Genomic DNA, 25,434 nt, shown 5'->3' with positions numbered 1-25,434 from the left:
GCCCCGCAGTCATCAGTTCCTCCCGCTGAATGCGCCGCAGCCATGCATAGACGGCTTTCGACACCCTAACAGTGGATCTCATCGATGGCCAGAACCGTTGATCCGATGTGGACCGAAGGCGAGCAGTCCCAGTCCGTCCAACCCGGCGCGTACCCGTGGGGTGAAGAGGCCGACCTGCCGCAGCGCCGAGATGACCTTGGCGAACAGCGCCTGCCGGTACGTGACCATCAACGGATCGGTGCTGGCGTACCGCACGCCCTCGTCCCTGGGCACCTCCAGGCGCTCCCAGATGTCCTCGATGAGAAACCGTCGGCGCATCAACGTCGCCGCCTCCAGCACCATGTCCTCGCGGTCGGCGCGCTCCGCCGAGGTCATGTCGGCGTAGATGCCGTCCAGGGTGAGCACGCCGAAGGTCACGTGTCGCGCCTCGTCCCGGGCGACCAGCCGGGTGATCTGCTTGATCAGGTCGTCGTGGAACGTGCCGTCGGCCAGGCGGAAGGCCGCCATCGCCAGGGCCTCCACGATGAGCTGCATGCCGAGCGCGGTGACGTCCCAGCGGGAGTCGGTGAGGATGTCGTCGAGCAGCTCCCGCAGCGACGCGGTGACCGGGTAGATCTCCGGCGCGTACTCCCGCAGGTAGCGCGAGAAGACCTCGACGTGCCGGGCCTCGTCGGCGGCCTGGCTCGCCGCGTAGGTCTTCGACTCGATGTCCGGCACGGTCTCGATCAGCCGCGCCGCCACCACCAGGGCCGCCTGCTCGCCGTGCAGGAACTGGCTGACCAGCCAGGTCTGCAACTCCCACCGGAAGGTGTCCCACATGCCGCGTCCGCGCCGGGCCAGCGGCGAGGCCCCGAAGGAGGCCATGGCGAAGCGCGAGTCGTCCGGCAGCGCGCTGCCGTAGGGCACCGGCACGGTCCAGTCGACGTCCGTCGAGGCGTTCCACTGCCGCAGCTTGGCGCTCTCGTACAGGGCCGCGACCCGGCCGTCCCGGATGTCGTAGGTCGGGCTGATGTGCACCTCGACCGGCGCACCTGTCCACAGCGTGGGCATGGCCGGAGGCTACCGGGGCGATCCCGCACGACGATAGTCCCGTATCAATGGATGGTCATCCGCGCCGCCGCGGTCTAGAGTCCGGAAACAATTGCCGCCACCGCCGCGCCGGAGGTGCCCGTGACGTCCCTCCTCGACCAGGTACGGCTGCTGGCACCGCGGATCGCCGCGGCGGCCGGCACCGTGGACGCCGAACGGTCCGTGCCGACGCCGCTGGTCACGGCGCTGCGCGAGGCCGGCTGTCTGCGCATGCTCACCCCGAAGCGGTACGGCGGCGCGGACCTGACGGTGCCCGAGGCGCTTGACGTGATCGAGGAGGTGTCCGCCGCCAACGGCTCGGTCGGCTGGTTCGTGGCCCAGGCCACCCTGGCCCACCTGGTGCTGCGCTACTTCCCGGAGCAGGCGTGCGCGGAGGTCTACCAGGCCGGTCCGGACGTGGTGGTGGCCGGCGCGGTCGCCCCGAAGGGACGCGCCGAGGCGTACGACGAGCACTGGCGGGTGACCGGCGACTGGCCGTTTCTCAGCGGCGTCAGCACCGCCGACTGGGTCTACCTCCAGTGCATCGTGGTGCAGCGGGGCCGGCCGGTCGTCGACGACGACGGGGTACCCCGCCTGCGCCTGGTCCTGCTGCCCGTCGGCGACGTGCAGGTACGCGACACCTGGCACACCGTCGGCCTGCGCGGCACCGCCAGCCACGACGTACGGGTGATCCGGACCGACTGCCCGACCAGCCGGACCACCTCCTTCGACGCGCTGCCGGCCGGACCGGATCCGGTGCTGGACCGGGTACCCGCCCGCGACCAGGGTGGACTCTTCGTGGCGGCGGTCGCGCTCGGCATCGCCCGCGCCGCGCTCGCCGACGTCGCCGCGCTCGCCCACGACGGCAAGCGACCGGCGTTCGGGCGGGTACGCCTGGCCGACGACCCGGTCTTCCAGGACCGGCTCGGTGAGGCCTACCTGTGGCGCGAGGCGGCCGGCGCGCTGCTGGCCCACCAGGTCGCCACCGCCTGGCACCCAGACCGGGAGCCGGCCCCGCTGGCCCGGGCGGCCCTGCGGGCCGGCGCACACACCGTGGTCACGCTGGCCGCCCAGGCGACCAGCCGGGCGTACGAGTTGGCCGGTGGCTCGTCGGTGCACACCAGCCACCCGCTCTCCGCCCGCCTGCGGGACATCCAGGCCGCCACCCAGCACGTGATGGCCGGCCGCTCCTTCCTGCGCGCCGTCGGTGCCACCCTCGCCGGTGGCGACCCCGGCATCCTCCTCCGCTAGACCGCGCGGCGGGCGGCGAGGACGGCGAGGGTGGCGGTCTGGGTCACCGAGACGGTCTCCAGGCCGGCCTGGTGGAGCAGCTCGATGAGCTGCTCGCGGGAGCGGTCGGGTGCGCCGGTCAGCACCAGCGAGTGCAGGTCCAGCAGCTTGCCGACGTGATAGGCGTCCCCGTCGGGCAGAATCGCCTCCAGCACCAGCAGCCGACTGTCCGGCCGCATCGCCATGGCGACGGCTCGCAGCAGCCGCCCTGCGTGCTCGTCGGTCCAGTCGTGCAGCACGGTCTTGAGCAGGTAGGTGTCCTCGCCAGGCGGGATGGTGGCGAAGTAGTCGCCGGCCACCACCACGACCCGATCGGACACCCCGCGCGCGGCGAGCACCCGGGGCGCGGCGGCGGCCACGTGCGGCAGGTCGACCAGGATGCCGCGCAGCCGGGAGAAGCGGGCCAGCAGCGCGGCCAGGAACAGGCCGGTGCCGCCGCCGAGGTCCACGATCGTGCCGCAGCTCGCCCAGTCGTACGCCCGGATCAGGGTACGGACCACGAGGCGGTTCTGCGCCTCGACGGAGGCGTCCACCCGCCGGCTGACCGCCGGCTGACCGGCCAGGTAGGCGTAGTAGCTCTCGCCGTGCTCGCGCGGGAACGCGGCCGTGCCGGTGCGGGCGGTCTCCTCCAACCCGGCCCAGGCGTGCAGATCGGCCGCCACCATCGGGTACGCGTCGCGCAGCGACAGCGGATGGTCGCCGCGCAGCAGTTGGGCCAGCGGGGTCAGCGCGAACACCCCCGGCGCCGGCTCGGTGAACACACCCCGCATCGCCAGCACCCGCAACAGTCGACGCAGCGTCTCGGCGTGCAGCCCGACCTCGGCGGCGATCTCGGCCACCGGACGCGGCCCGCCGATCAGGCAATCGGCCACCCGGTAGGTGCACGCGATCCGCAGCGCCAGCGGCGCGATGTAGTCGGCGATCTCCTGCACCCGCTCGATGTCGGCGACCACTCCGGACCGCTCACCACCCGGCGGCACCGGCCGCTCACCACCCGCCGCCGCCGGCCGCCCACCACCCGCCGCCGCCGGCCGCCCACCACCCGCCGGCACCGGCCGCTCACCGCCCGGCTCAGCCATCCGGCAGCAGGCCCCGGGCGGCGAGGATCGGCAGCACGCCCTCACCGAACCAGTACGCCTCCTCCAGGTGTGGCTGGCCGGAGAGGATGAGGTGGTCGATGCCGAGCCCGTGCAGCTCCTCGATCCGGTCGGCGACCTCGGTGTGGCTGCCGACGAGTGCCGCCCCGGCGCCGGGACGCAGCAGGCTGTAGCCGACCCAGATGTTGGGTGCCACCTCCAGCCGGCCCGGGTTTGCCGCGTGCAACGCCGCCATCCGGCGCTGTCCCTCGGACTCGCTGAGCGCGAAGCGGGACTGGGCGGCGGCGACCATCGCGGGGTCCATCCCGGCGAGCATCCGCTCGGCCACCGCCCACGCCTCCGCCGCGGTGTCCCGGCTGATCACGTGGAACCGCGTACCGACCGGCACCGTCCGGCCGTACGCCGCCGTACGGGCCCGGAAGTCGGCCACCAGCGCACGCAGTTGCTCGGGCGTCTCGCCCCAGGCCAGGTAGGTGTCGGCGTGTCGGGCGGCCACCTGTTGGGCGGCCGGTGAGGAGCCGCCGACGAAGACCGCCGGGCGAGGGCTGGGCCGCATCACCCGTGCCGCCTTCACCCGGTAGTGCTCCCCCTCGAAGTCGAACGCGCAGCCGTCCCAGGTGCCGTTCAGGATGGTCAACAGCTCGCCGGTCCGCTCGTAGCGGCTGCCGTGATCGGCCCAGTCGCCGTAGCGTCGCTGCTCGTCGCTGTCGCCGCCGGTGACGACGTTTAGTAGCAGCCGGTTGCCGGTCAGGCGTTGGGTGCTGGCGCAGAGCTGCGCGACCAGGGTCGGGGAGATCAGCCCCGGCCGTAGCGCGATCATGAACTTGAGCCGCCGGGTCTGCTGGGCCAGCGCGGCGGTCACCAGCCACGGGTCCTCGCAGAACAGCCCGAACGGCACCAGCACGCTCTCGAAGCCGAGCCGATCGGCGGCCTGGGCCACCTGCGTGAGGTAGCCGAGGTCGGGATCCCGGCGGGCACCCAGCGCACTGCCCTGGGCGATCTCCCCCTCGACCCGGGCGATGGCCCGGCCGTCACTGTGGGACGGCAGAAACCAATGCAGGTGCACGGCCACGCCTTATCTCATCGACGTAAAACGATGTTGTCAAGTCGACGTCCATCCGGCGGCATTGACTGGCATGGTTCTCTTGGCGAGACTGGATCACGCCTGACGACGACCGTGGAGACTGCATGCAGCTACGGGACACGCCGGAGGAAGCCCGGTTCCGGCACCGGTTGCGCGACTGGCTGGCCTCGACCGTGCCGGCCCGGGACAACGAACCGCTCGTCCCGCAGACCACCGACATCGACACCGCGCGGCGGTGGGCGCACGCCCTGTACGAGGCCGGGTACGCCGGGTTGACCTGGCCGCGCGAGCACGGCGGGCAGGGGCTCACCCTCGGCTACCAGGCCATCTACCTGGAGGAGACGGCCCGGGCCGGCGCCGGGGAGCACGTGAACGTGATCGGTCTCGGCATGGTCGGGCCGACCCTCATCGCGGTCGGCACCCCGGATCAACAGCACGCGTACCTGCCCCGGATCCTGACCGGCGAGACGCTGATGTGCCAGGGTTTCTCCGAGCCGGGCGCCGGTTCCGATCTCGCCGCGATGGCGACCCGGGCCACGCCCGACGGCGACGAGTTCGTCCTCGACGGGCAGAAGGTCTGGTCGTCGTACGCCACGGTGGCCGACGAGTGCCTGCTGCTCGCCCGCAGCGCGCCGGACAGCAGCCGACACCGGGGGCTCACCTGCTTCCTGCTCGACCTGCGGACCCCGGGGGTGACGGTCCGCCCGCAACGTCAACTCACCGGCGAGCCCGGTTTCGGCGAGATCATCCTCGACCAGGTCCGGGTGCCGGCGACCCGGGTGCTCGGCGGTGCCGGCAACGGTTGGTCGGTGGCGATGACCACCCTCGCCCACGAGCGGGGCACCTTCGGGTTCACCCTGACCGCCCGGTTGGAACGACAGCTGCGCCTGCTCGCCGCGACGATCCGCGACGCCGGGCTCGACCGTGATCCGGTCGTCCGCGACCGGCTCGCCACGCTGCACGTCGAGGCGCAGGGCCTGCGCTGGACCAGCATCCGGGCACTCGGCGACGGGCACTCCCCCGGGCCGGAATCCACAGTCCTCAAGCTCCGCTGGTCGGAGGCGAACCAGCGGCTCACCGGGCTGGCCCTGGACGTGCTCCGGGACGCCGCCGACCACCCGGCCGCCGAGCGCTGGCGGTCGCACTGGGAACGCGAACAGCTGCGCAGCCGCGCGAACAGCATCGAGGGCGGCAGCTCGGAGATCCTGCGCGACATCGTCGCCGAACGGATCCTCGCCCTGCCCCGCAGCCGGTGACGAGGATCGGGGCCAGCATGGATTTCACGCTCACCACCGAACAGCAGGCGCTGCGCGACGTCGCGGTGAAGGTGGCCGCCGGCACCCCGCCGGGCTGGCCCGAGCTGGTCGAGCTCGGCTGGTTCGATCCGGAGCTGCCGGCCCTGGAAACCGCCCTGATCGGCGAGAGCTGCGCCGCCGCCACCGGGTTCGGGGCGGTGTTGCTCACCCAGGCGTACGCGCTGCCGGCGTACCGGCGGGCCGGTCGGTCCCCCACCGCGCCGACGACCCACGCCCGGCCGGATCGGTGCCGGCTGACCGTGACCGACGGCCGGGTCAGCGGCACCGCGCACCGCGTGCCCTACGTCGAGGGCATGACGTCGCTGCTGGTGAGCATCGACGACGGGCCGGCCGCCGGGGTCTACGAACTCACCGAGGTGACGCCGGCCGAGGTCACCGCCAGCATCGACACCGAATTCGGGTACGCCCGCTACACGCTTACCGACGCGCCCGCCGAGCGGATCCTGGATTACCCGGACGCCGCCCGGTCGCGGGAACACTCCTGGGTGCAGCTCGCGGCCCAGGCGGTCGGGATCGCCCAGACGATGGTGACCGACGCCGCCGGGTACGCCCGCGAGCGGGTCCAGTTCGGTCGCCCGATCGGCAGCTTCCAGGCGGTGTCGCACCGGCTGGTCGACGCGTACGCCTCGATCGAGCTGGCCCGTTCGCTGGTCTACCGGGCGGCGTGGGCCCTGGACGCGGACGACGCCGGCCCGGCATCCGCGTCGGCGGCGGTCGTCGCCGCCGAGCGCGCCGCGATCCGGGCCGGCGAGGCCGCCATCCAGACCCACGGGGCGTACGGCTTCACCTGGGACGGGCCGGTCAACCGGCACTACCGGCGGGCCCGCTGGATCGCCGACGCCCACGAGCCGGCCGCGCACCATCGGGACCTCCTCGTCGCCGAACTGCTGGCCGGTTGAGCCATGGCGACCCTTGGCGCCCGGCAGCTGCCCGCCTCGATCGGGCAACGTCTGCTCTGGATGATCGGCCACCACCGTGGCGCCACGCTGAGCTGCCCGTTGATCTGCCGCCTCAGCGGCCCACTCGACCACGACCGGCTCCGGGCCGCACTCGCGGCGCTTGTCGCCCGGCACGACTCACTGCGTACCACCTTCACCGGGCGCGGCCACCGACTGACCCAGGTGGTCGGCGAACCCGAGGGCGTCGACCTGCCGGTGGTGGCGCTGGCCGGCCCGGAGGCGCTGCCCGCCGCCCTCGCCGCCGAGCTGGCCCGGCCGCTCGACCCGGCGGTGCAGACCCGGCGTGCCGTGCTGTGGCGCGTCTCGGCGACCGAGCACGTGCTCTGCCTCAACCTGCACCACCTGATCACCGACGCCTGGTCCTGCGGGGTGCTCTACGCCGAGCTGCGCGAGCTGTACGCGGACCGCCCGCTGCCGCAGCTCGACCTCACCTTCCAGGACATCGTGGACCGGCAGACCGCCGGGACCAGCGGCAGCGGGCCGGAGCGGCAACGGTTCGACCGGCAACGCGACTACTGGCGGCGGCGGCTCGACGGGGCACGCATCCTCACCCTGCCGGCCGCGCCCGACGCCGACCCGCCCGAGGCCGCCCGGCCGGGCCTGGCCAGCGCCGACCTCTCCGCCGAGATCACCGCCCGGGTCGCCGCGCTCGCGCAGCGGCTGCGTACCACCCCGTTCGTGGTCTTCCTGGCGGTCTACTACGCGCAGCTCGCGGCGTACACCGGCAAACATGATGTGGTGGTCGCGACGCTGTTCGCGAACCGGCTGGACCGGCGGACGCAGGGCGTGGTCGGCTTTCTCGCCACCATGGCGCTGCTGCGCACCGAGGTACGCGGCACCTTCGCCGACCTGGTGGCCCGCACCCACACCACCGTGTCCGGCGCCTTCGCCCACCAGGAGTTGCCGCTGCAACTGCTGCCGACCGCGGCGCTCACCCCGGCCGGCGGGCGCGTGGACGACCTGGTGTTCCAGATGATGCCCGACCCCCACCAGCGGGCCCACGCGGGCGGCATCGACTTCGAGCTGGTCCTGCCCGAGGAGATCGGTAGCCGGTTCCGGCTGGAACTCGTCCTCGCCCCGGTCGACGGCGGCACCCGGGTCCTGCTCTACCACCACACCGACCAGTTCGGCCCCGCCTCCGCCCAGGCGTTCACCACCCGCTACGCCACCCTTGTCGACTCCCTCACCGCCACCCCCGACACCCCAACTGGTTGATCATGAGGTTGGCGGCAGTTGTTGATCTTCAAAGTGCCGCCAACCTCATGATCAACGGGGACTGGTGGCTAGTTGGGTGGTGAGGGTGACCTTGTCGGGCTTGCCGAGGCTGGTGCGGGGTAGCGCGTCGACGATGACGATCTGGTCGGGGAACTTGTAGTCGGCCAGGTCGTGGGCGGCGAGGAAGGTCCGCAGGTCGGGCAGGGTCGGTGCCGGGCCACGGGGTACGACGACAGCGCAGGTCCGCTCGCCGAGGGCGTGGTCGGGCAGCGCGACGACGGCGACGTCGGCGACGGCCGGGTGCCGGACGAGGAAGCCCTCGACCTCCTCGACCGGGACCTTCTCGCCGGCCCGGTTGACGATGTCCTTGATCCGGCCGGCGATGACCAGGTGTCCGGCCGGGGTGAACCGGGCCAGGTCGCCGGTGCGCAGGAAGCCGTCGGTGGTGAAGCTGCGGGCGTTGTAGTCGGCCGCGTCGTAGTAGCCGCGCAGCGTGCAGGGGCCACGCACCAGCAGCGCGCCGGTCTCGCCGGACGGCAGCGGCTGGTCGGTGTCGACGGAGACGATCATCATCTCGTCGGCCGGCGACATCGGTCGGCCCTCGGTGCCGAGCCGTACGTCGTCCGGGTCGTCGGCGCGGGTGAAGGACAACACGCCCTCGGCCATCCCGAACCAGCGGCTGACGGTGGCGCCCAGCGCCCGCTCGGCACTTAGCGCGTCCTCTGGGCTGAGCCGGGCACCGCCGACCTCGATGGTCAGGCCGGACAGGTCGGTGTCGAACAGGTCGGCAAGGTCCGCCCAGAGAGTGAGGAACGAAGGCATCAACGTGGTCAGGGTGACCCGTTCGGCGGCGATCAGCGGCCCCACCTCGTCCGGGCTGGGGCTGGCCGCGAGCACCACCCGACCACCGGCCAGCAGCGCGCCGAGCACCCCCGGACAGCCGAGTGCGGCGTTGTGCGCGGCCGGCAGCGCGGCCAGGTAGACGCCACTCTGGTCGAAGCCCATCGCGGCGGCGGTCTCCCGCAACTGGTAGCGGTAGTCGTCGTGGGTGCGGGGAATCAACTTGGGCAGGCCGGTGGTGCCGCCGGAGAGCAGGAAGAAGGCGACCGGCACGGGCTGCTCGGGCGGTACGACCTGCCGTCCGGCACCGAGCGCGACCACCTCGTCGATCGACCGGAAGCCGCCCGGGTCCCCGGCGACGATCACGTGTTCGATCGTGGGGTGCTCCGCGCGTACCTGGGCCGCCAGTTCGCGGTAGTCGAAGCGCGGTGCCGCGTCCACCACGACGTACGCCCGCGCCTGGGAATGGGCGCAGAGGTAGCCGATCTCGTTGCGACGGTGAGCCGGCAGGGCGAGAACCGGCAGTACGCCGACGCGGAACATCGCGATCAGCGTGACCAGCAGGTCGGGCAGGTTGGGTAGCTGCACCACGGCCCGGTCACCGGCCCGCAGGCCCAGCGTCTGGAGGCCGGCGGCGAACTCGGTGGCCCGCCGGTCGAGCTGCCCGTAGGTGATCCGTTGTGGCCCGGCCACCACCGCGACCCGGTCCGGGTCGGTGGCCACCCACCGGTCGAGGATGGTGCCCAGCGGCTCGCCGGTCCAGTAGCCGGCCGCCCGGTACGCGGCGGCAGCCTCGGCCGGGAACGGCACCACGCCGGTCAGTACGTCGGCCGGCTCGCCCACCTGGGTCACGGCAGCACCGCCGCAGCGGTGAGCGGCTCGGCCAGCAGCTCCTCGATGGCCGGTAGCAGTCCGTCCACCCAGGACGGAGCGGGACCATCCAGGCCATGGGTCACCGAGATCACCAACCCTTCGGAATATTCCATCATCACCACCCGGACGCCGAAGCGCCCGCTGCTGTGGCCGAACCCCAACGGCATCAGCTGCGCGTCCAGCCGGTCCAGACCGAGCCGGGCGTCCCAGGCGTCGATGAGGTTGACCACGACGTCGTCGGCGCGACCGCCGCCTGCCTCCCGGGCGGCACCGGTGGTCGCCGGGGGCAGCATGTGGAACGGCAGCGCCGCGTGCGCCAGCGCCCCGGCGACGGCCACGCCGCAGCGTTGCACCGTCTCGGCGAACGTGTCGCCGGCCTGGACGCGGACCAGCACGAGGTTCTCGAAGAAGCCGACGGTGTCGGCGTACTCGGGCGCACCCCGCACATCGACGAGCGTGCCGATGGTCAGGTCGGTCATCCCGGTGAGCCGGTGCACCGAGGCGAAGAAGACGGCGAGGGCCACCGGCAGCATCGGCAGGCCGCGTTCACGGGCGACGGCCCGCAGGTTGGCCAGCCGCGCCCCCTGGATGTGCGCCTCCCGGGGCTCGTCCATCCGCACCCCGGCGTCACCGGCTGCCGGGCGTACCGGCAGGAACCGCGCACCGTCCAGCGTGGCGGTCCAGTACCCGGTCAGTTCCCGCAGCGCGGACCCGCGCAGCGCCCGCGCCTGCCCGGCCGACCAGTCGGCGTACTGCCGGCGTACCGGGGGCAGCTCGGGCTCGGTGCCGAACTGGGCGTTGTAGAGGCGGGTGAGGTCCTCGGTGATGATCCGGTTGGACCGGTAGTCGACCGCGAGATGGTGCAGGTTGACGCAGAGCAGGTGATCGTCGTCGGCGAGCTGCCAGAGCAGGGCCCGCAGTGGCCAGTGCGTCGGGTCGACGCCGCGCGACAGTTCCGCCTCCACCTCGGCGGTGAGCCGCTGTTCCGGTGCCGCCGCACCGCGCAGGTCGACGATTTCGAGGCGCACCGGCCGGGGCTCGTGGATCAGCTGGGTCAGCCGTGACCGGCGCAGCGCGTACGTGGTGCGCAGCGCCTCGTGCCGGGCGCTGAGCAGGTCCAACCCGCGGCGCAGAGCGGCGAGGTCGAGCGGGCCGCGCAGCCGCCAGACGAGCGGCTCGGTCAACCCGCCACCGGCGCCCCGGTAGTGGTCCATCAGCCAGAGCAGGCGTTGGCCGACCGAGGCTGGCACCTCTCGGGTTCCCACCCCGCCACGATATGATCCGCACTGACGGTCGTCAATCGAATGCTAGGCTGGCTCCCCCTGGCGAGGCCGAGGAGGCGCAGTGGCGGTCGAGGTGTCCGTCATCATCCCCACGTACAACCGGGCCGACCAGTTGCGCGCGACACTCACGTCGCTGGCGCGGCAGTCCGTGCCGACGGGAACGTTCGAGGTGATCGTGGTCGACGACGGATCGACCGACGGCACCGACGCGGTCGTCGACGAGTTCGGCGACCGACTCACGATCCGGTACGAGTTCCTCGAACGCGACCTCGCCGACATCGCCGCCCACGGCTACTGCGTCTCCCGGGTACGCAATGTCGGTGCCGCCAGCGCCGCCAGCGAACTGCTGCTCTTCCTGGACTGCGGGATGGTCGCCGGACCGGAGCTGGTCGCCAGCCACCGCGCGGCGCACCGGGCGCACCCGGTCCGGCCCGGTGGTCCTGGCGTCGCGGTGCTCGGCTACGCCTACGGCACGGTGAAGTTCCGGCCGTTCCGAGGGCTGGCGGAGCTGCTGCGCGCCGAACCGCCGGAGCTGGTGGCCGCCAAGATCGGGGACGGCCCGCGCGGGCTCGACATGCGCCACGACGAACTCGTCGCGCTCGACTACGACCTGTCCCGGCTGGCCGCGCCCTGGATCCTCTTCTGGACCCTCAACGTCTCCGTCCGCACCGCCGACTTCCGCGCGGTGGGCGGCTTCAGCGAGGCGTTCCGGGGCTGGGGCTACGAGGACATCGAGCTGGGCTACCGACTGTTCCGGCACGGCTGCCCCATCGTGATGAGCCGCGCGGCGTGGGGCATCGAGTGGCCGTCCCGACCGGATCTGAGCGCCATGGCGGCCAGCGTCAACGGCAACCTGATCGTCTTCGCCGACCGGCATCCCGGGCCCGACGTCGAGCTGTACGCGAGCATCCGGGCCCGCAACCTGCTGCGCCGCTACGAGGAGGAGTTCGCGGCCTTCACCGCCTGGCGGGCGCAGGTCACCGACACCGACGTGGCCGACGAACTGGCGGCGACGTACGCGGCGTACGCGGCAGGGCCAGCGGCCGGCGGCTCGGCGCAGCTCCGAGCGGCGGCCGGCGGCTCGACACGCCCGTCGGCGGCAGACCCGGGCCGGCCACGGGTGTGCGTGATCGGGTGCGGTGAACGGGTGCCGCCGGAGCTGCCGCCCGCGATCCTGGTCGACTTCGCGCCGGAGCTGGCGGCCCGCGCCGTCCGGGGGTCGCTCGACCTTCCGGTGCACGGCCTCGGGCTGCGCCTCCCGTGCCCCGACGACAGCCTGGACCTGGTCGTCGTCTCCTCCCGGATGCGCGGCGTCTGGCCGCTGTGGCAGGACCGCATCACCGCCGAGGCGGCCCGGGTGGGCGCGCACCTGGTCGCGCCACCCGAGTAGATCCTGGTCCGAAACCGCCCTCGGAAGGGCCTGCTCGGACCAGGATCCACAACGGTGCACTCACATCGACGCGGCTGCCTGCATGTTGTAGACCTCGGCGTAGCGGCCACCGGCGTCGAGAAGCTCCTCGTGCGTACCGGACTCGATCACCCGGCCCTGGTCCAACACCAGGATCAGGTCGGCACCCGCCACGGTGGAGAAGCGGTGCGAGACCACCACGGTGACCGCACCGGTCCGCGCGGCCAGGTCACGGGCCCGCTGCATGTACCGGCGGAAGATCGCGTTCTCGCTCGGCGCATCAAGCGACGCGGTCGGTTCGTCGAGAATGAAGAGCAGCGGCGCCTCGCGCATCGCGGAGCGGGCGAGGGCGGTCTTCTGCCACTGCCCTTCCGACAGGTCGACCCCGCCCAGCGAGCGGCCGAGCTGGGTGTCCAGGCCGTCGGGCAGGCGGTCGACCAGGCTCTGCGCGTCGGCGAAGGCGAGCGCCCAACTGATCCGCTCGCGGTCCTCGATCCGGTCCAGGTCGCCGAGACCCACCGTTTCGGCGAAGACCGTCTGGAACCGGCCGAAGTCCTGGAACGCGGCGCTGGACCGGGCCCGCCACGCCTCGGTGTTGATGTCCACCAACGGGGTGCCGTCGACCGAGATCTGGCCCTGGTCCGGCAGGTAGAACTTGCTGAGCAGCTTGACAAGCGTCGTCTTGCCCGACCCGTACTCGCCGACGATGGCGACCACGGAACCGGCCGGGAAGGAGACCGTCACGTCGTCCAGAGCCGGCGAGGTGGTGCCCGGGTAGGTGTAGCTGACGTGGTCGAGCCGCAGCCCCTCGCGCAGCGTCTCCGGCGGCGGCAGCACGCCCTTGGCGCGGGCCCGGTCGGCTGCCGTGTAGTCGCGCAGCCAGAGGAACGGGTCGATCAGCATGCCGGCCCCGGCCGTCTCCGCCGTACGCGCCACCGTGTTCTGCACCGCCGCGCGCAGGTTCACCGCCACCGTGATGGTCAGGATGATGTCGCCGATCGTGCCGGTGCCGTTGGCGGCCTGGTAGACCACGAGCCCGATGCCGCCGGTGAAGCCGGCGGTGAAGATGATCCAGCCGGTGACCTGCCAGAACGCGGAGCGGACCCGGGCCCGGTAGCGTCCCTCGACCATCTCGTCCCAGGCCCGGGACTGGATCCGGGTGCACTCCTCGCCCGCGCCGGCGACCCGTACCTCCTTGCTGGTCGCCGCGTCGGTGGCCAGGTCGAAAAGGTGGCGCTGCACCCGGAACAGCTCGGCGGTCTCGGTCTCGGCGTCGTTGACAAGCGTCAGGCCGCGCCGCTCGAACCAGAGCGGCACCCCCGCGAAGAGCAGCAACAGCATCAGCCAGGGGCTGACCGAGCCGAGCACGGCGAGCATGATGACCAGTTGCAGGATGTTGAAGACCGTGTCGACCGCGACCCAGAGCCCGAACATGATGCCCCACGGTGCGTTGCGCACCACCGTGACCCGGTCGAGGTAGTCCGTCCGCTCCAGATGGTCGAGCCCCTCCATGGTGGCGATGCTCCGGTCGATCTCCATCTGGAGGTCGATCAGGGCGACCTTCTCCACCAGCAGGAAGTGCAGGTACGTGTCGACCCCTTCGAGGTAGCCGACCAGCCCGTAGGTCAACGCGGCGATGGCCGCGGCGACAAGCGCACCCTGGGCGTCACCCTGCAACGCCGAGTCGGTCGCGTGCTTCAGGGCGACGGCGGTCGCCGACACCGCACCGGCGGCCAGCAGCTTGACCAGGAACATCGCCCCGGTCTGGCCGGGGAACCGCCGCCACGAGACGCCGAGCAGCTCGATCCAGAGCTTGATGTATCGAATCACAGCAGTTCGCCTTCCTCGATCCGGTCGTCATAGCCCTGCTGGAACCGCTCGGCTTGGATCTTGAACATCCGGGCGTACGCGCCGCCGAACGCCATCAACTCCTCGTGGGTGCCGGACTCGGCAACCCGGCCGCCGTCCAGCATCACGATGCGGTCGGCTCGCCGGACGGTGGAGAGCCGGTGCGAGATGAGGATGACGCTTGCGTCGCCGCGCTCGGCGATGAGCCGGTCGAAGACCCCGAACTCGGTGCGGACGTCGAGGTGGGCGGTGGGCTCGTCGAGGACCAGGATGTCGGCACCGGTCTGCATCCCGTAAAGGGCGCGGGCCAGGGCGACCTGCTGCCACTGCCCGCCGGAGAGGTCCACCCCGCCGGTGCGGGACCGGGACAGCGGCGTGTCCCAGCGGGCCGGCAGGTCGTCGAGCACGCCGCCCAGCCCGGCGCTGGTGGCCGCGTTGGCCAGCGCCTCCTGGCTGCGTGGCGCGCTGGCGTGCCCCAGCATGACGTTGTCGGCGACGGAGAGTTCGTAGTGGATGAAGTCCTGGAACACGATCGACAGCCGGGTACGCCACGCGGTGACGTCGAGCCGGGCGAGATCGATCCCGTCCACGGTGATCCGACCCCCGGTCGGGTGGTACAGCCCGGCCAGCAGCTTGATCAGGGTGGTCTTGCCGGCACCGTTCAGGCCGACCACACCCAGCAGTTCACCAGGGCGTATCTCCAGGTCGATCTGATCGAGGATGCGTCGCTCGGTACGCGGATAGGTGAACGACACATTCTCGAAGCGCACCATCGGCGGCCCACCGGTGGCCGGCAGTTCCGCCTTCTCCACCGGGGCGGCCGGCTCCGTCTCCGCGTCGAGCAGCCGTTCCAGTTCCGCGTACGCCCGCAGGCAGGCGATCGCGCCCACCGGGTCGCGGGCGTCGTTGTGCGCGAAGACCTGGTAGATCCCCCAGCCGGCGCTGAACACCGCGGTGGCCACCGCGATCGAGGTCAGCCCCTGTCCCGCGCTGTACGCGACCGCGCCGAACGCGATCGCCAGCGGCACCGCGACCAGCGGGAACTTGCTCCACTGTTGAAGGATGTAACGCTCGCCGGCCTTCCACACCGGCACGTACATCCGGCGGATGTGCAGTTGCAGCCGGTCGACCACCCAGTTGCCGAAGCCGAAGATCCGGGTGTCCTTGCCCTCGCTCGGTGAGACGACGGCCGCCTGCCACTTCTCGGCACGGCGCCCCTCGTCCATGTTCTCCTGCCACTTCTCGTACCAGCCGACGAGGCGGTTCCGGTCCATGATCCGGTAGACCAGCGCCGGGATCGCCACCAGCGGGATCAGCCACCAGGCGAAGCGGGCCAGCACGATGCACGAGCCGGCCAGTCCGATCACGGCGGCGATCAGGTTCAACTGGGAGACCGCCCCGTCGCCCGGCGTACGTTGGGTCCAGTTGTCCGGGTCGGCCTTCGCCTCGTAGATCAACCGCTGCACCTCGGGGCTCTCCAGCCCGCCGACGGTGGAGCCACGGGAGGTGAGCCGGATGATCCGCGCCCGGTGCCGCCCGTTGATCCGCGAGATGGCCAGGTAGGTCAGCGGTTCCGTCACCGCCTCCATGACGTGGGCCGCGACCAGCGCCAGCCCGAAGATCACCAGCGGTACTTGCACCGCGCTCAGCAAACCGGCCGGGCCGTCCGCAGCGGACACCCGACTCACCAGCAACGCGACCGCCGCCGCGGTCACCGCCGGACCGAGATTGCCGATCACCTGGAGCAGCGCGAGCCCGCCGACCAGACGACCGCCCGCGTCCCGGAGCGTGCCGAGCAACATGATCCGGTTGCGGATTCCGATGAGACTCATACCGTCGCTCCCACAGGTACTCGGTGCCGAAACCGGTTGCTGCCGGTATCGCCGTCGCTGCCGTCCAGGTCACCCGTAGATCGCGTGGGCCGCATCGATGCGACCCACGGAGAACACACGCTTCCATCGAGAAATTTGCATGTCAAGACAAGCCGTTCCGCGCGTGGCGCGTCGGACCGACAACGGCATGCCGTACGGTGAGGCGATGACCGACACGGTGGCCACGATCCGCCGGGTGTGCCTGGGCCTGCCCGAGGTCAGCGAGCGCCTGAGTCACGGCACCCCGGCCTGGTTCGTCCGAGACAAGAAGTCCTTCGCGTACGTCTGGCCCGACGGGCACCACCAGGACGACTTTCCCCACCTCTGGTGCGCCGCACCGCCCGGCTCGGCCGTCGAACTGATCGCCGCCAACCCGGAGACCTACTTCCGCCCGCCCTACGTGGGCCATCGCGGCTGGGTCGGCGTACGCCTCGACACCGGCATCGACGAGACCGAACTCGCCGAGATCCTCCAGGACGGCTACCTGGCCGTCGCCCCTAAAACCCTCATCGCCCGGGTGAAAGGAAGGGCCCCTTCCTAACGCCTGCGGTAGAGGAAGGGCCCCTTTTTAACACCGCCTGCTCGTCGGCTGCGACGTACCCCGCGCCGGCTGCTGATCACCGCTCACCCTCGGCGCGATCGCCAGCGGCGCACACCGGCGCGGTCACCATCGGCATGTACCTCGGCGCGGTCGCCAGGGGCGCACACCAGCGCGGTCGCCCTCGGCGTACGCCTCGGCGCGGTCGTCCTCGGGCGTCGGCGCAGCAGGTGACCTCGGCGGATCATGGTCGGGCCCGCCGGATACGGTGGCAGGTGTGGCAGCGGCAGTTTGGGTGGCAGTGTGATCGACGTGACCTGGCACGGTCACAGCACCGTGTGGATCGAAGATTCCGGCACCCGGCTGCTTACCGACCCGCTGCTGCGTGACCGGCTGGCCCACCTCCGGCGACGGCGCGGGCCCACGCCACGCCTCGCCGCCGCTCCGGACGCGGTGCTCATTTCCCACCTGCACGCCGACCACCTGGATTTCGCATCGCTGCGCCGGCTGCCCGCGGACACCACGCTTGTGGTGCCGGCAGGCGCTGCCCGGCTGATCCGTCGGGCGCTCGGCGAGGTCGCGGGCCGGTGCACGGAGTTGGCACCCGGCGACCGGACCACGGTGGGCCCGGTCACCGTCACGGCGGTGCCCGCCGCCCACCCGGCCGGCCGCGGGCCGTGGTCCCGGCACGAGGCGCCCGCCATCGGTTACCTGATCGACGGCGCGGCCCGCACCTGGTTCGCCGGGGACACCGCTCTCTTCGACGAGATGACCAAGCTCGGGCCCGTCGACCTGGCGCTGATTCCGGTTGGCGGTTGGGGCCCGACCCTTGGTCCCGGTCACCTCGATCCGGCCGGGGCGGCCGAGGCGGTCCGACGCGCCGCAGCCAGTTGCGCGGTGCCCATCCACTACGGCACGTTCTGGCCGGTCGGTTGTGACCGCATCCGACCGGACCGGTTCTTTCAACCGGGTGACGACTTCGCCCGGCAGGCCGGGCTGATCTCCCCCGGCACCCGGGTGCGTGTGCTGCGCCCGGGCGCGTCCTGCACGACGGCGCCGTGACGGCGACGCTCGGCGCGCTGGCGTGGCTCGCCCTGGTGGTGCTGGTCGGCGCGGTCGCCCCGGTGGTGCCGACCGGCGCGGCGGTGAGCGGAGCCGCCGCCCTCGCCGCCCACCAGGACCCGGCCACCGTGCTCCTGGTCGTGCTCGCCGGGGCCCTCGGCGCGTACCTCGGTGACCTGGTGGTCTATCTGGTGCTCGGCTGGGGTGGGGAGCGGGTCGCCCGACGGTTGCGCTGGCTGCGCGAGCCGCATCGGCTCGACCGGGTCTCGGCACGGGTACGCGAGGGGCCGATCTCGGTGTTCCTGGTGTCCCGGCTCATCCCGGGCGGCCGGTTGCCGGTGCTGTTGGCCGCGGCGGTGGCCGGGCTCACCTGGCAGCGCTTCGCCGTCGTCAACCTGCCGGCCAGCCTGCTCTGGTCGGCCGTCTACGCCGCGATCGGGGTGCTCGGCCGGGCCGTTTTCCCGGAGCCCTGGCAGAGCGTGGTGGCCGCCGTCCTGCTGGTGGTGTTGATCAGCCAGGGGTTGAACTGGCTGGGACGACGCCGGCCGGTGCCGGCTCATCCACCGGCGTGACCGTGCTGGGACGCTCGCCCGGCCCCGGACGTTCACGGGTACCGGCACCCGGCTCCGCCCGCCCGGCCGCCGCACCACCCGCCACCGCACCACCCGCCACCGCACCACCCGCCACCGGGCCACCGGCCATCGGGTCACCGTCTGGCCGGCGTAGGCCCAGCCGGCGCAACCAGTCGAGCAACTGCCGGTGTACGGCTTCCGGGCCGACGAGTTCGCCCTGCTGCGGCAATTCGGCGGGATGGATGAGCAGCGCGTCGTTCTGCCAGCCGCCAAGTCCGCCGTGACTGCCGATCAGTTCCTCGAAGGCACTCACCTCCTCCAGGCCGGGGTCCACCGCGCTGATCAGCACCAGATCGCCGACGTGCGCCATCTCCTGGTGGCACAGCAGGTCGCGCCGGGCCCGCGGCCCGTACGGCACCAGCGGGTCGACGCCGTCGACCTGCCCATCGCGCAGCCGGTGACTGCCGCCGGAGCCGATCGCCACCGGACCGTCGTCCGAGTCGACCACGACCAGCCCGATGCCGGGATGCCCCGCCAGCCCGTCGATCAGCCCCGGGGCAACGGCCTCCACCCGCTGCCGGGTGAGCCGCCCCGGATGCCGGGTGAAGTAGATCATCGCCAGGTTTCCGGAGGCCACCACCACGGTCTCCGGTTCGGCCCGGCCCACCGGCGCCTCCCGGTCCGGCTCGGCCGGTGACCGGACGCCAACCTTCCGCTCCCGCTCAACCGACGACCGGACGCCAACCTCCCCATCCCGGCCCACCGACGACCGGACGCCAACCTCCCCGTCCCGGCCCACCGGCGACTGCACGCCACCCTCCCGGTCCGGCTCGGCCGGTGGCTGGACGCCAGCCTTCCGCTCCCGCTCCACCGGCCACCGGACGCCAACCTTGCGGTCCCGCTCCGCCCGCGACCGGGCACCGGCCTGGCTGCGCACCAGGCCGGAGCTCACCCGGGTCGCCACGGCGGTCACCCCGTGCTGACCGGCCACCTCGGTGAGCAGCGCGTCGACCCGACCCCACGCCTCGTCCCGGCCGTCCGGAGCACCTTCGGGTACGGCGACCTGCGGTACGACCAGCCGGTCGACCAGTTGGGCAAGCGACTCGCCGTACCGTTGGCGGAACGTGGCGCCCTGGCTCTGCCCGTGGTCACTGAGCACCACGAGGTGGTAGCGCCGTGTTGCCTCGGCGGCCAGCCGTTGCAGGATGCCGAGGGTGTGGTCGAGCGCTTCCAGCGCGGCCATCGCCTCCGGGCGCGCCGGCCCGGCGTGGTGCGCCACCTCGTCGTAGTCGACGAAGTCACAGAAGATCACCGGTGCGCCACGGGCCATCTGCTCGGCGATGAGCGACACGCTCAGGTCGTTGAGCAGGCTGGCCAGCGGGCGCAGGGCCAGGTAGGTACCGCCACGATCGGCCCGGGGTTGGACCCCGCGCACCCGCCGACGCCGGGCCTCGTGCAGTTCGCGGAGCACCAGCCCGGCGCCGAGCACCACGGTACGGGCGAAGCCGTACGGGCTGGTCATGAAGGCCGCGTAGCCCGGCGTGGAGCGCCCGGGAAGCCCGGCCCGGCTGACCGTGAGCAGGTTGGTGGGGGCGTCACCGGAGAAGGCCGTACTGATGCTGACTCCGCCGTCGCGCAGCAGCCCCGCTCCGGTGGAGATGCGCCGTTCGACCTCGGCGGCGTCGCGGGGCCGACTGCTCACCACGAGCCGGCCGCCGCCACCACCGTCGGTGGCCTTCTCGTACCAGCGGTAGGCCGGCACCTGACGGGTCTCGCCGTGCAGCAGTCCCGCCTGGGCGGCCGGGGTGGTGGCCGGCAGTCCGGTGTGCCAACGGGTCATCCGATGGGTGCCGGATCGCAGCCACCGGCCGATGGTGGGCAGGTTGCCGGCGCGCACCGCCCACTGCACGACCGGCGTGGCAACGCCGTCGAGCTGGATGATCAGCAATCCGTCGGGCGTCGGCCCGGCCGCCGGGTCACCTCTCGGCGGGTCGACCGTCGTCGGGTCGCCGCTGCGGCGGGCCCGCCGCAGCGGGCGTCGGCGGCGACCCGTGGCGCGCCGGACCCGACTCATCAGCCGCAGGGTCTCGCTGACGAAGGTGTCGTCGGTGCCGGCATCGGCGAGCCAGTTGACGATCGCGGCCAGCGCCACGGCGAGCCAGGCGGCGGCGAACGCGACGCCGAACCCGGCCACCTGTGCCTCGGGAGCCAGCCGCAGCGCCACGTACATGACCACGGCCTGTACGCCCACCCCGATGGTCAGGGCACCGAGCCCGCCGAGCGCGGTGGCCAGCGCCAACAGCAGCGGGCGCAGCACCGCACCGACCGCGCTGACCAGGACGACCAGCCACAACAGCCCGACCAGGCTGGTGGTGGTGACTCCGGGCAGCAACCAGAACGTCGCGCTGAGCACCACGAAGGACGTCACCATGCTGCGGACCAGCGTCCGTAGCCGGGCTATGGTCGGCCGGTAGCCGCGCAGAACCCGCAGGCCGACCCGGACCGGCTCGGGCAGCGGTCGGGCCTTGCTGTCCTCCGGCGGTACCATCCCGCCACCATGCCACACCCACGCCCGCAAGATCGCGAAGGGTGATCTTCGGCCAGCCCGGCTCACCTGCGCGATGTGCTACCGGACCGGCTCCCGGGCACCGAACGGTGCGAGCCCGGTCACCGGCCGACGATGGACTCGGGAACCCGCATCCGCCAGGCGTCCGTCACCAACTCTTCAAGCCGGTCGACGTCCACCTGCGCGAGCCGCAGCATGACCAGAGGCAGCCCGTCGTAGCCGGGCGTGGTGAAGAACGTGTCCGGCTCGCCCAGCAGCAGCGCCTGCTTCTCGGCCTCGTCGCCGACATACAGCACCGCGATGTCGGTGCGGATGACCCGCGGCCGGCCGGGCTGGCGTTCGGGATAGGACCAGACGAAGCCCTTGTCGGCGACCCGGAAGTCGAAGCCGTCGCTGTCGATCTCCACCACGTGGGGCAGCGCCAGAGCCAGGCGACGGACGTCGTCGGCGTCAGCCATCGCGGCTCCCACGGGACACAGCCTGTTGCATGCCGTCAGGCTAGTGGCCGGGTGGGACATCACCGTGCCGGCGGGCATCCCACCGGCACGCGCCGGCCGGCGACCCGGGAACGCCTGGGCCGCCGTGCGGAGCGCCCGGTCAGCGCGACAGCGCCTTCTCCAACTCGGCCTTCGACATCGACGATCGGCCCTTGATATTGCGCTTCTTCGCCTCGTTGTACAGCTGTTCCTTGGTACGCCCCTGGGCACCGCTGGATGACCGCTTGCCGCCCCGGTGCCCGGAGGAGACGTCGCGCAGCGAGGACCGGCTCGCGGTACGTGCCTCGCCGGAACGGGCCCGCTCCTTGTTCACCGTACGGGCGGCGATCTCCTCGGCTCGGCTGTTGCTGACGCCACGCTTCTTGGCACTCGCCTTGATGTGTTCGTACTGCCGTTCCCGCTTGGGGCTGGATCCTGCCGGCATCGGTTACCTCCCGGTGACGTGGGACGGGGACGAGACCGTCACCCCGGGTTCGAAATGCCCTGGCCGCGGACGGTGAAACCCACGCCGGATCGGCCTTGCGTGGGGAAACGCCGGATTCGCCGACGCTGAATGCGATCTAGCGTCGAGGCATGTCCAGAGATCCCTTCCCGCCCCGGCCCGGTGCTGGCCGCGTCGGCGCGGCCGTCGTGCGCCGCTGGGTCGGTGGCGGCATAGCCCTGACCTGCCTGGTCGTACTGACCGCCGGGTGCAGCAAGGTCGCCCCGCCTGGTGCCGGGGCCGACGACCACCGGTACGGGTACGCGCCGAAGCCGGACGACTCCGTGGTCTACCAACCGGACGTGGTCCTCGTCGAGGGCGGCGGCGGGGCCATCCGCTCGGTGCGCGAGGACGGCTTCACGTACGTCATCGACGGCGATGCCGCAGGCGTGGACGAGGTGCAGCCAGGCAAGATCATGTTTGTCACCAGCGAGGCGCTCGGCCGGGTGGTGCGGGTCGAGAAGTCCGGCGGCGATCGAGCGGTGACCCTGGCTCCGGTACGTCTGCACGACGTGGTGCGGGATGCGCAGATAACCTTCGACCAGCCACTCGACCTGACGGCGCAGGCGTTCGAGCCGCTTCCCGACCTGCTCGGTGAGGTGGTCGAGGAGGCCGCCCCCGCGACACCGGTGCTGCCGGACGCGGCGGAGGCGACCGGGCTGGGCAGGAACGCGATCGGCCTGGGTCGCAACGCAATCGGCCTAGGCAACCCGGTCAGGCCCGGCAGCGCGATCAGGCCCGGCAGCGCGATCAGGCCCGGCAGCGCGGTCAGGCCCGGCAGCGCGATCGGGCTCGGTAGCGCGATCGGCCTCGGCAGCGCGGTCGGCCTCGGCAACCCGGTCAGGCTCGGCAACCCGGTGGGGGCCGATGGAGAGGGGGCCGACCGGTCCGCGCTTCGGATCGCCGTACCGCCGATCGCCCTCGGACCGGCCCGTGCCCCCGGTGCCGAGGGCGCGACCGACCGGGTCGAGCGGAAGGTCGGTGACTGGGACGTCACCGCCTACAAGGACCACTCGAAGCTGGGCCTGACGGCCGGGCACACGACGGCGGCGTCCGGGCTCAAGGTCGACTTCGACATTCAGTTGCTGGTCAAGAACCTCCGGGTATCGGGCGAACTGAAGGTGACCAACGGGGTGATTCCGCAGCCCCGGTTCCGGGTCGACGGGGTGCACGGCCTCGCCGTCACCATCGCCGCTGGTGCACAGGGCGGTTTGAGCGACAACAAGAAGGCGAGGATCGAGTTCCCGATCGAGGTGACGCAGCCGATCATCATCGGTGGCTTCCCGGCGACCCTCAAGCAGACGTTCAAGTTCCTGGTCCAGACGGCGTTCACCGCCAAGAACGGCAACATCTCGGCGACCGGCCGGTGGGGTCTCGACGGGCCGATCGGCTACGAGGGTTCGGTGCTCACGCCCACGTTCTCGGTGCAGAAGAGCATCATGCAGTCACTGCGCGGCGTGTCGATCGGCGTCGAGGCGATCGTGGTGGCTGCGGAGTTCCGCTTCGGACTGATGCTCGGGCTGCCGGTGGCGGGCGCGGGTCCCTTCGTCGGCGTGGTCGCCTCGCTGGGGTTGACCAACGGTTCGGCGGCCGGTCGGGTGGGCCTGCCGCTGGCCGGACCGGCGGTCAAGTGCCGGGGATCCACGCTGGTGCTGACCGTACGGGCCGGTGAGGGCATCAGCATCTCCGGACCGTTGACCAAGGCCATCGAGCACACGCTGGGGGTGAAGATCCCGAAGGAAGCGAACTTCGTCAACGCGGACATCGTCAACCGTACCGTCGTCGAGCCCGACGTACCGCTGTGCCGGGGCTGAGCGACCGTTCGCCGTACAACGGGCTCCGGCCCGGCGGAGAGCCGCCGGGCCGGAGCTTTCGGTGCGATCAGGCGGGGGTACGGATCAGCTCGTCCGCACCGATCCGTTGACCTTGCTGTCCCGGATGGTGGCGCCGGGAGCGTTCACCGAACCGTTCACCGTGCTCTCCACGATCGACACCACCGAGGCGCCGACCGCGCTCACCGAACCGTTCAGGTTCGAGTTGAAGACGATCAGACCGGCGCCCGGGTTGACCTTGATGGCGCCGTTCTGGCTCACCCCGTCGAAGCAGGTGATGCCGGACTTGATGGTCAGGCTACCGTTCTGCCGACCGCGCAGGACGGTGGTGCAGGCCGGGTAGCTGGGCTGCGTCTGGACGTTCAGCTCCTCGAAGGCGATCGCCCGCGCGTTGTTGGTACGCGGGTCGTCCAGCTTCAGGACGTCCAGCCCCTTCTGGATGTCGTTCGAGTAGATGTACCCGTTGTGCCAGTACGTCGACCAGGATCCACCGAGGATGGACCGGGTGTCCGAGAGCGGGCCCCGCTCCCAGTAGGCGAGCTCGACCGGGTTGGCCGAGTCGGTGAAGTCGATCACCGAAATGCCGCCCTGGTACCACGCCTGCACCATGATGTCGCGGCCCATCGCCGGGATCAGCGAGCCGTTGTGGGCCACGCAGTTCTCCCGAGGGCTGTTCAGCCGCGGAATCTTGAAGTAGCTCTTGAAGACCAGCTGCCGGTTGGCACCCGAGCCCACGATGTCGTAGATCGCGTTCGCGCCCTGGTTGGTCCGGTAGTTGGCGGTGCAGATGGCGCCGCTGCCGCCACCGAGTTCGTCGGTGAAGAGCACCTTGGTGCCGGCGTTGTTGAACGTGGCCGAGTGCCAGAACGCGAAGTTCGTGTCCCGGACCTGGCTCAGGATGACCGGGTTCTCCCGGTCCGAGATGTCCATCAGCACCCCGTCACCCATGCAGGCGCCGGCCGCGAGGTCCAGCTCCGGGTAGACGGTGATGTCGTGGCAACCGCTGGTGTTGGTGAAGCCGCCGTCCGGGAAGAGAACCGGGGTGGCGACCACGGCGGAGCTGGTCGGGTTGGCCAGCGGCGTCTTGATGATGGAGATCTTGTCGTGCGGCGGCTTGCAGTACGCCCCACTGCCGTTGGACGGCGGGCCGTACGACTGGACGTAGACGTAGACGTCCTTGCCGTCCTTGCTCGGCGCCAGCGTCAGGGTGTGCGACCCGCAGTCGGTGCGAACCGACTTGATGTACTGCGGGTTGGCCTTGTCGCTGATGTCGAAGATCCGCACGCCCTCCCAGTGCGCCGCGTTCGACACCGAGCCAGCGGCGCTGTTGCACGAGTCGTCGCTACGGGGCGCGTCGACCGCGAGGAAGAGCAGGTTGCCGAAGACCGACGGGTCACCCTGTCCACCCGGACAGACGACCTGACTGACCACCTGCGGCGACGCCGGGGAGCTGACGTCGTACACGGTGAAGCCGTTGTAGTTGCCCGAGAACACGTAGTTGCCCTGGAACGCCAGGTCACTGTTGTAGGACGCCTCGGTGGCGAACGCGCCGGACTTCGGGACGTTGGCGATCTGGGTGAGATTGGGGCTGCTGACGATCTCGTCAACGCCCGGGATCTCGTTCGCGGCGGCACTCGCCGGTGCTGCCGCGACGGAGCTGAGGAGAAGGGCGCCGGTGGCGGCTAGGCCGAGGACCAGCCTTCGTCGCCCACGTGGCTTCGGTTGGGACATGTA

General features: G+C 71.7%; 19 protein-coding genes and 1 pseudogene. 9 read left to right on the top strand and 11 right to left on the bottom strand.

Going from position 1 to position 25,434, the window contains the following annotated elements; genetic code table 11:
• Nucleotides 1-78: 78 nt before the first annotated feature.
• The gene (locus QQG74_RS14640) at nucleotides 79-1,050 is read right to left on the bottom strand and encodes a ferritin-like domain-containing protein (RefSeq protein ID WP_341720835.1); all 972 of its coding nucleotides are present in this window, start codon (nucleotides 1,048-1,050) and stop codon (nucleotides 79-81) included.
• Nucleotides 1,051-1,170: 120 nt separating this feature from the next.
• On the opposite strand from QQG74_RS14640, the gene QQG74_RS14635 reads away from it, so the two are divergent.
• Nucleotides 1,171-2,319: an acyl-CoA dehydrogenase family protein gene (locus QQG74_RS14635; protein WP_341720834.1), complete on the top strand. Its 1,149-nt coding sequence runs from the start codon at nucleotides 1,171-1,173 to the stop codon at nucleotides 2,317-2,319.
• On the opposite strand, the gene QQG74_RS14630 is transcribed toward QQG74_RS14635, so the two are convergent.
• Together QQG74_RS14630 and QQG74_RS14625 are read right to left on the bottom strand one after the other, a co-directional pair.
• A complete protein-coding gene (locus tag QQG74_RS14630) occupies nucleotides 2,316-3,437 on the bottom strand; it encodes a methyltransferase (protein WP_341720833.1) in 1,122 nt (373 codons plus the stop codon). The genes QQG74_RS14635 and QQG74_RS14630 overlap by 4 nt on opposite strands.
• Nucleotides 3,430-4,527 carry an LLM class flavin-dependent oxidoreductase gene (locus QQG74_RS14625; protein ID WP_341720832.1) on the bottom strand — a complete coding sequence of 366 codons (1,098 nt, stop codon included), beginning with the start codon at nucleotides 4,525-4,527 and terminating at the stop codon, nucleotides 3,430-3,432. The genes QQG74_RS14630 and QQG74_RS14625 overlap by 8 nt, the downstream gene beginning before the upstream one ends.
• Nucleotides 4,528-4,643: 116 nt before the next feature.
• On the opposite strand from QQG74_RS14625, the gene QQG74_RS14620 reads away from it, so the two are divergent.
• From QQG74_RS14620 to QQG74_RS14610, 3 genes are read left to right on the top strand one after another with little or no spacing between them, the layout of a single operon-like run.
• A complete protein-coding gene (locus QQG74_RS14620; RefSeq protein WP_341720831.1) occupies nucleotides 4,644-5,795 on the top strand; it encodes an acyl-CoA dehydrogenase family protein in 1,152 nt (383 codons plus the stop codon).
• Nucleotides 5,796-5,812: 17 nt separating this feature from the next.
• Complete coding sequence (locus QQG74_RS14615) at nucleotides 5,813-6,754, top strand: acyl-CoA dehydrogenase family protein (RefSeq protein ID WP_341720830.1); 942 nt, start codon at nucleotides 5,813-5,815, stop codon at nucleotides 6,752-6,754.
• Between the two features lie 3 nt (nucleotides 6,755-6,757).
• The gene (locus tag QQG74_RS14610) at nucleotides 6,758-8,029 is read left to right on the top strand and encodes a condensation domain-containing protein (RefSeq protein WP_341720829.1); all 1,272 of its coding nucleotides are present in this window, start codon (nucleotides 6,758-6,760) and stop codon (nucleotides 8,027-8,029) included.
• A 51-nt stretch (nucleotides 8,030-8,080) separates the two neighbouring features.
• On the opposite strand, the gene QQG74_RS14605 is transcribed toward QQG74_RS14610, so the two are convergent.
• Entirely contained in the window at nucleotides 8,081-9,721 is a 1,641-nt protein-coding gene (locus QQG74_RS14605) for an AMP-binding protein (RefSeq protein ID WP_341720828.1), read from the bottom strand.
• On the bottom strand, nucleotides 9,718-11,007 hold the full coding sequence (locus QQG74_RS14600) for a condensation domain-containing protein (protein ID WP_341720827.1): 1,290 nt from the start codon (nucleotides 11,005-11,007) through the stop codon (nucleotides 9,718-9,720). The genes QQG74_RS14605 and QQG74_RS14600 overlap by 4 nt, the downstream gene beginning before the upstream one ends.
• A gap of 79 nt (nucleotides 11,008-11,086) precedes the next feature.
• Between QQG74_RS14600 and QQG74_RS14595 the strand changes: the two genes are divergently transcribed.
• Entirely contained in the window at nucleotides 11,087-12,415 is a 1,329-nt protein-coding gene (locus QQG74_RS14595) for a glycosyltransferase (protein ID WP_341720826.1), read from the top strand.
• Between the two features lie 60 nt (nucleotides 12,416-12,475).
• On the opposite strand, the gene QQG74_RS14590 is transcribed toward QQG74_RS14595, so the two are convergent.
• Both QQG74_RS14590 and QQG74_RS14585 read right to left on the bottom strand, forming a co-directional pair.
• The gene (locus QQG74_RS14590; RefSeq protein ID WP_341720825.1) at nucleotides 12,476-14,263 is read right to left on the bottom strand and encodes an ABC transporter ATP-binding protein; all 1,788 of its coding nucleotides are present in this window, start codon (nucleotides 14,261-14,263) and stop codon (nucleotides 12,476-12,478) included.
• On the bottom strand, nucleotides 14,260-16,113 hold the full coding sequence (locus tag QQG74_RS14585) for an ABC transporter ATP-binding protein (protein WP_341720824.1): 1,854 nt from the start codon (nucleotides 16,111-16,113) through the stop codon (nucleotides 14,260-14,262). The genes QQG74_RS14590 and QQG74_RS14585 overlap by 4 nt, the downstream gene beginning before the upstream one ends.
• A gap of 205 nt (nucleotides 16,114-16,318) precedes the next feature.
• Between QQG74_RS14585 and QQG74_RS14580 the strand changes: the two genes are divergently transcribed.
• From QQG74_RS14580 to QQG74_RS14570, 3 genes are all read left to right on the top strand, one after another.
• Nucleotides 16,319-16,693 (top strand): MmcQ/YjbR family DNA-binding protein, encoded by a 375-nt coding sequence (locus QQG74_RS14580; protein ID WP_341720823.1) that lies wholly within the window; start codon nucleotides 16,319-16,321, stop codon nucleotides 16,691-16,693.
• 300 nt (nucleotides 16,694-16,993) lie between these two features.
• Nucleotides 16,994-17,752, top strand: coding sequence for an MBL fold metallo-hydrolase (locus tag QQG74_RS14575; protein WP_341720822.1), 759 nt, complete (start codon nucleotides 16,994-16,996; stop codon nucleotides 17,750-17,752).
• Complete coding sequence (locus tag QQG74_RS14570; protein WP_341720821.1) at nucleotides 17,749-18,324, top strand: VTT domain-containing protein; 576 nt, start codon at nucleotides 17,749-17,751, stop codon at nucleotides 18,322-18,324. Before QQG74_RS14575 ends, QQG74_RS14570 begins: the two co-directional genes overlap by 4 nt.
• Here QQG74_RS14570 and QQG74_RS14565 read toward each other — a convergent pair.
• From QQG74_RS14565 to QQG74_RS14555, 3 genes are all read right to left on the bottom strand, one after another.
• Nucleotides 18,263-20,872: an alkaline phosphatase family protein gene (locus QQG74_RS14565; protein WP_341720820.1), complete on the bottom strand. Its 2,610-nt coding sequence runs from the start codon at nucleotides 20,870-20,872 to the stop codon at nucleotides 18,263-18,265. The genes QQG74_RS14570 and QQG74_RS14565 overlap by 62 nt on opposite strands.
• A 119-nt stretch (nucleotides 20,873-20,991) precedes the next feature.
• Entirely contained in the window at nucleotides 20,992-21,348 is a 357-nt protein-coding gene (locus QQG74_RS14560; RefSeq protein ID WP_341720819.1) for an MmcQ/YjbR family DNA-binding protein, read from the bottom strand.
• Between the two features lie 139 nt (nucleotides 21,349-21,487).
• Nucleotides 21,488-21,811, bottom strand: coding sequence for a plasmid stabilization protein (locus QQG74_RS14555; RefSeq protein WP_341720818.1), 324 nt, complete (start codon nucleotides 21,809-21,811; stop codon nucleotides 21,488-21,490).
• Between the two features lie 149 nt (nucleotides 21,812-21,960).
• Here QQG74_RS14555 and QQG74_RS14550 point away from each other — a divergent pair, with 149 nt between their 5' ends.
• Nucleotides 21,961-23,682, top strand: a complete 1,722-nt coding sequence (locus QQG74_RS14550) for a hypothetical protein (protein ID WP_341720817.1) — start codon at nucleotides 21,961-21,963, stop codon at nucleotides 23,680-23,682.
• A 366-nt stretch (nucleotides 23,683-24,048) separates the two neighbouring features.
• Here QQG74_RS14550 and QQG74_RS14545 read toward each other — a convergent pair.
• Nucleotides 24,049-25,431 (bottom strand): annotated as a pseudogene (locus QQG74_RS14545) (hypothetical protein); the annotation flags it as partial.
• Between the last annotated feature and the right edge of the window lie 3 nt (nucleotides 25,432-25,434).

The organism is Micromonospora sp. FIMYZ51 (genome assembly GCF_038246755.1).
Lineage (GTDB): Bacteria > Actinomycetota > Actinomycetes > Mycobacteriales > Micromonosporaceae > Micromonospora.
This window is presented reverse-complemented; position numbering and strand designations above follow the sequence as displayed.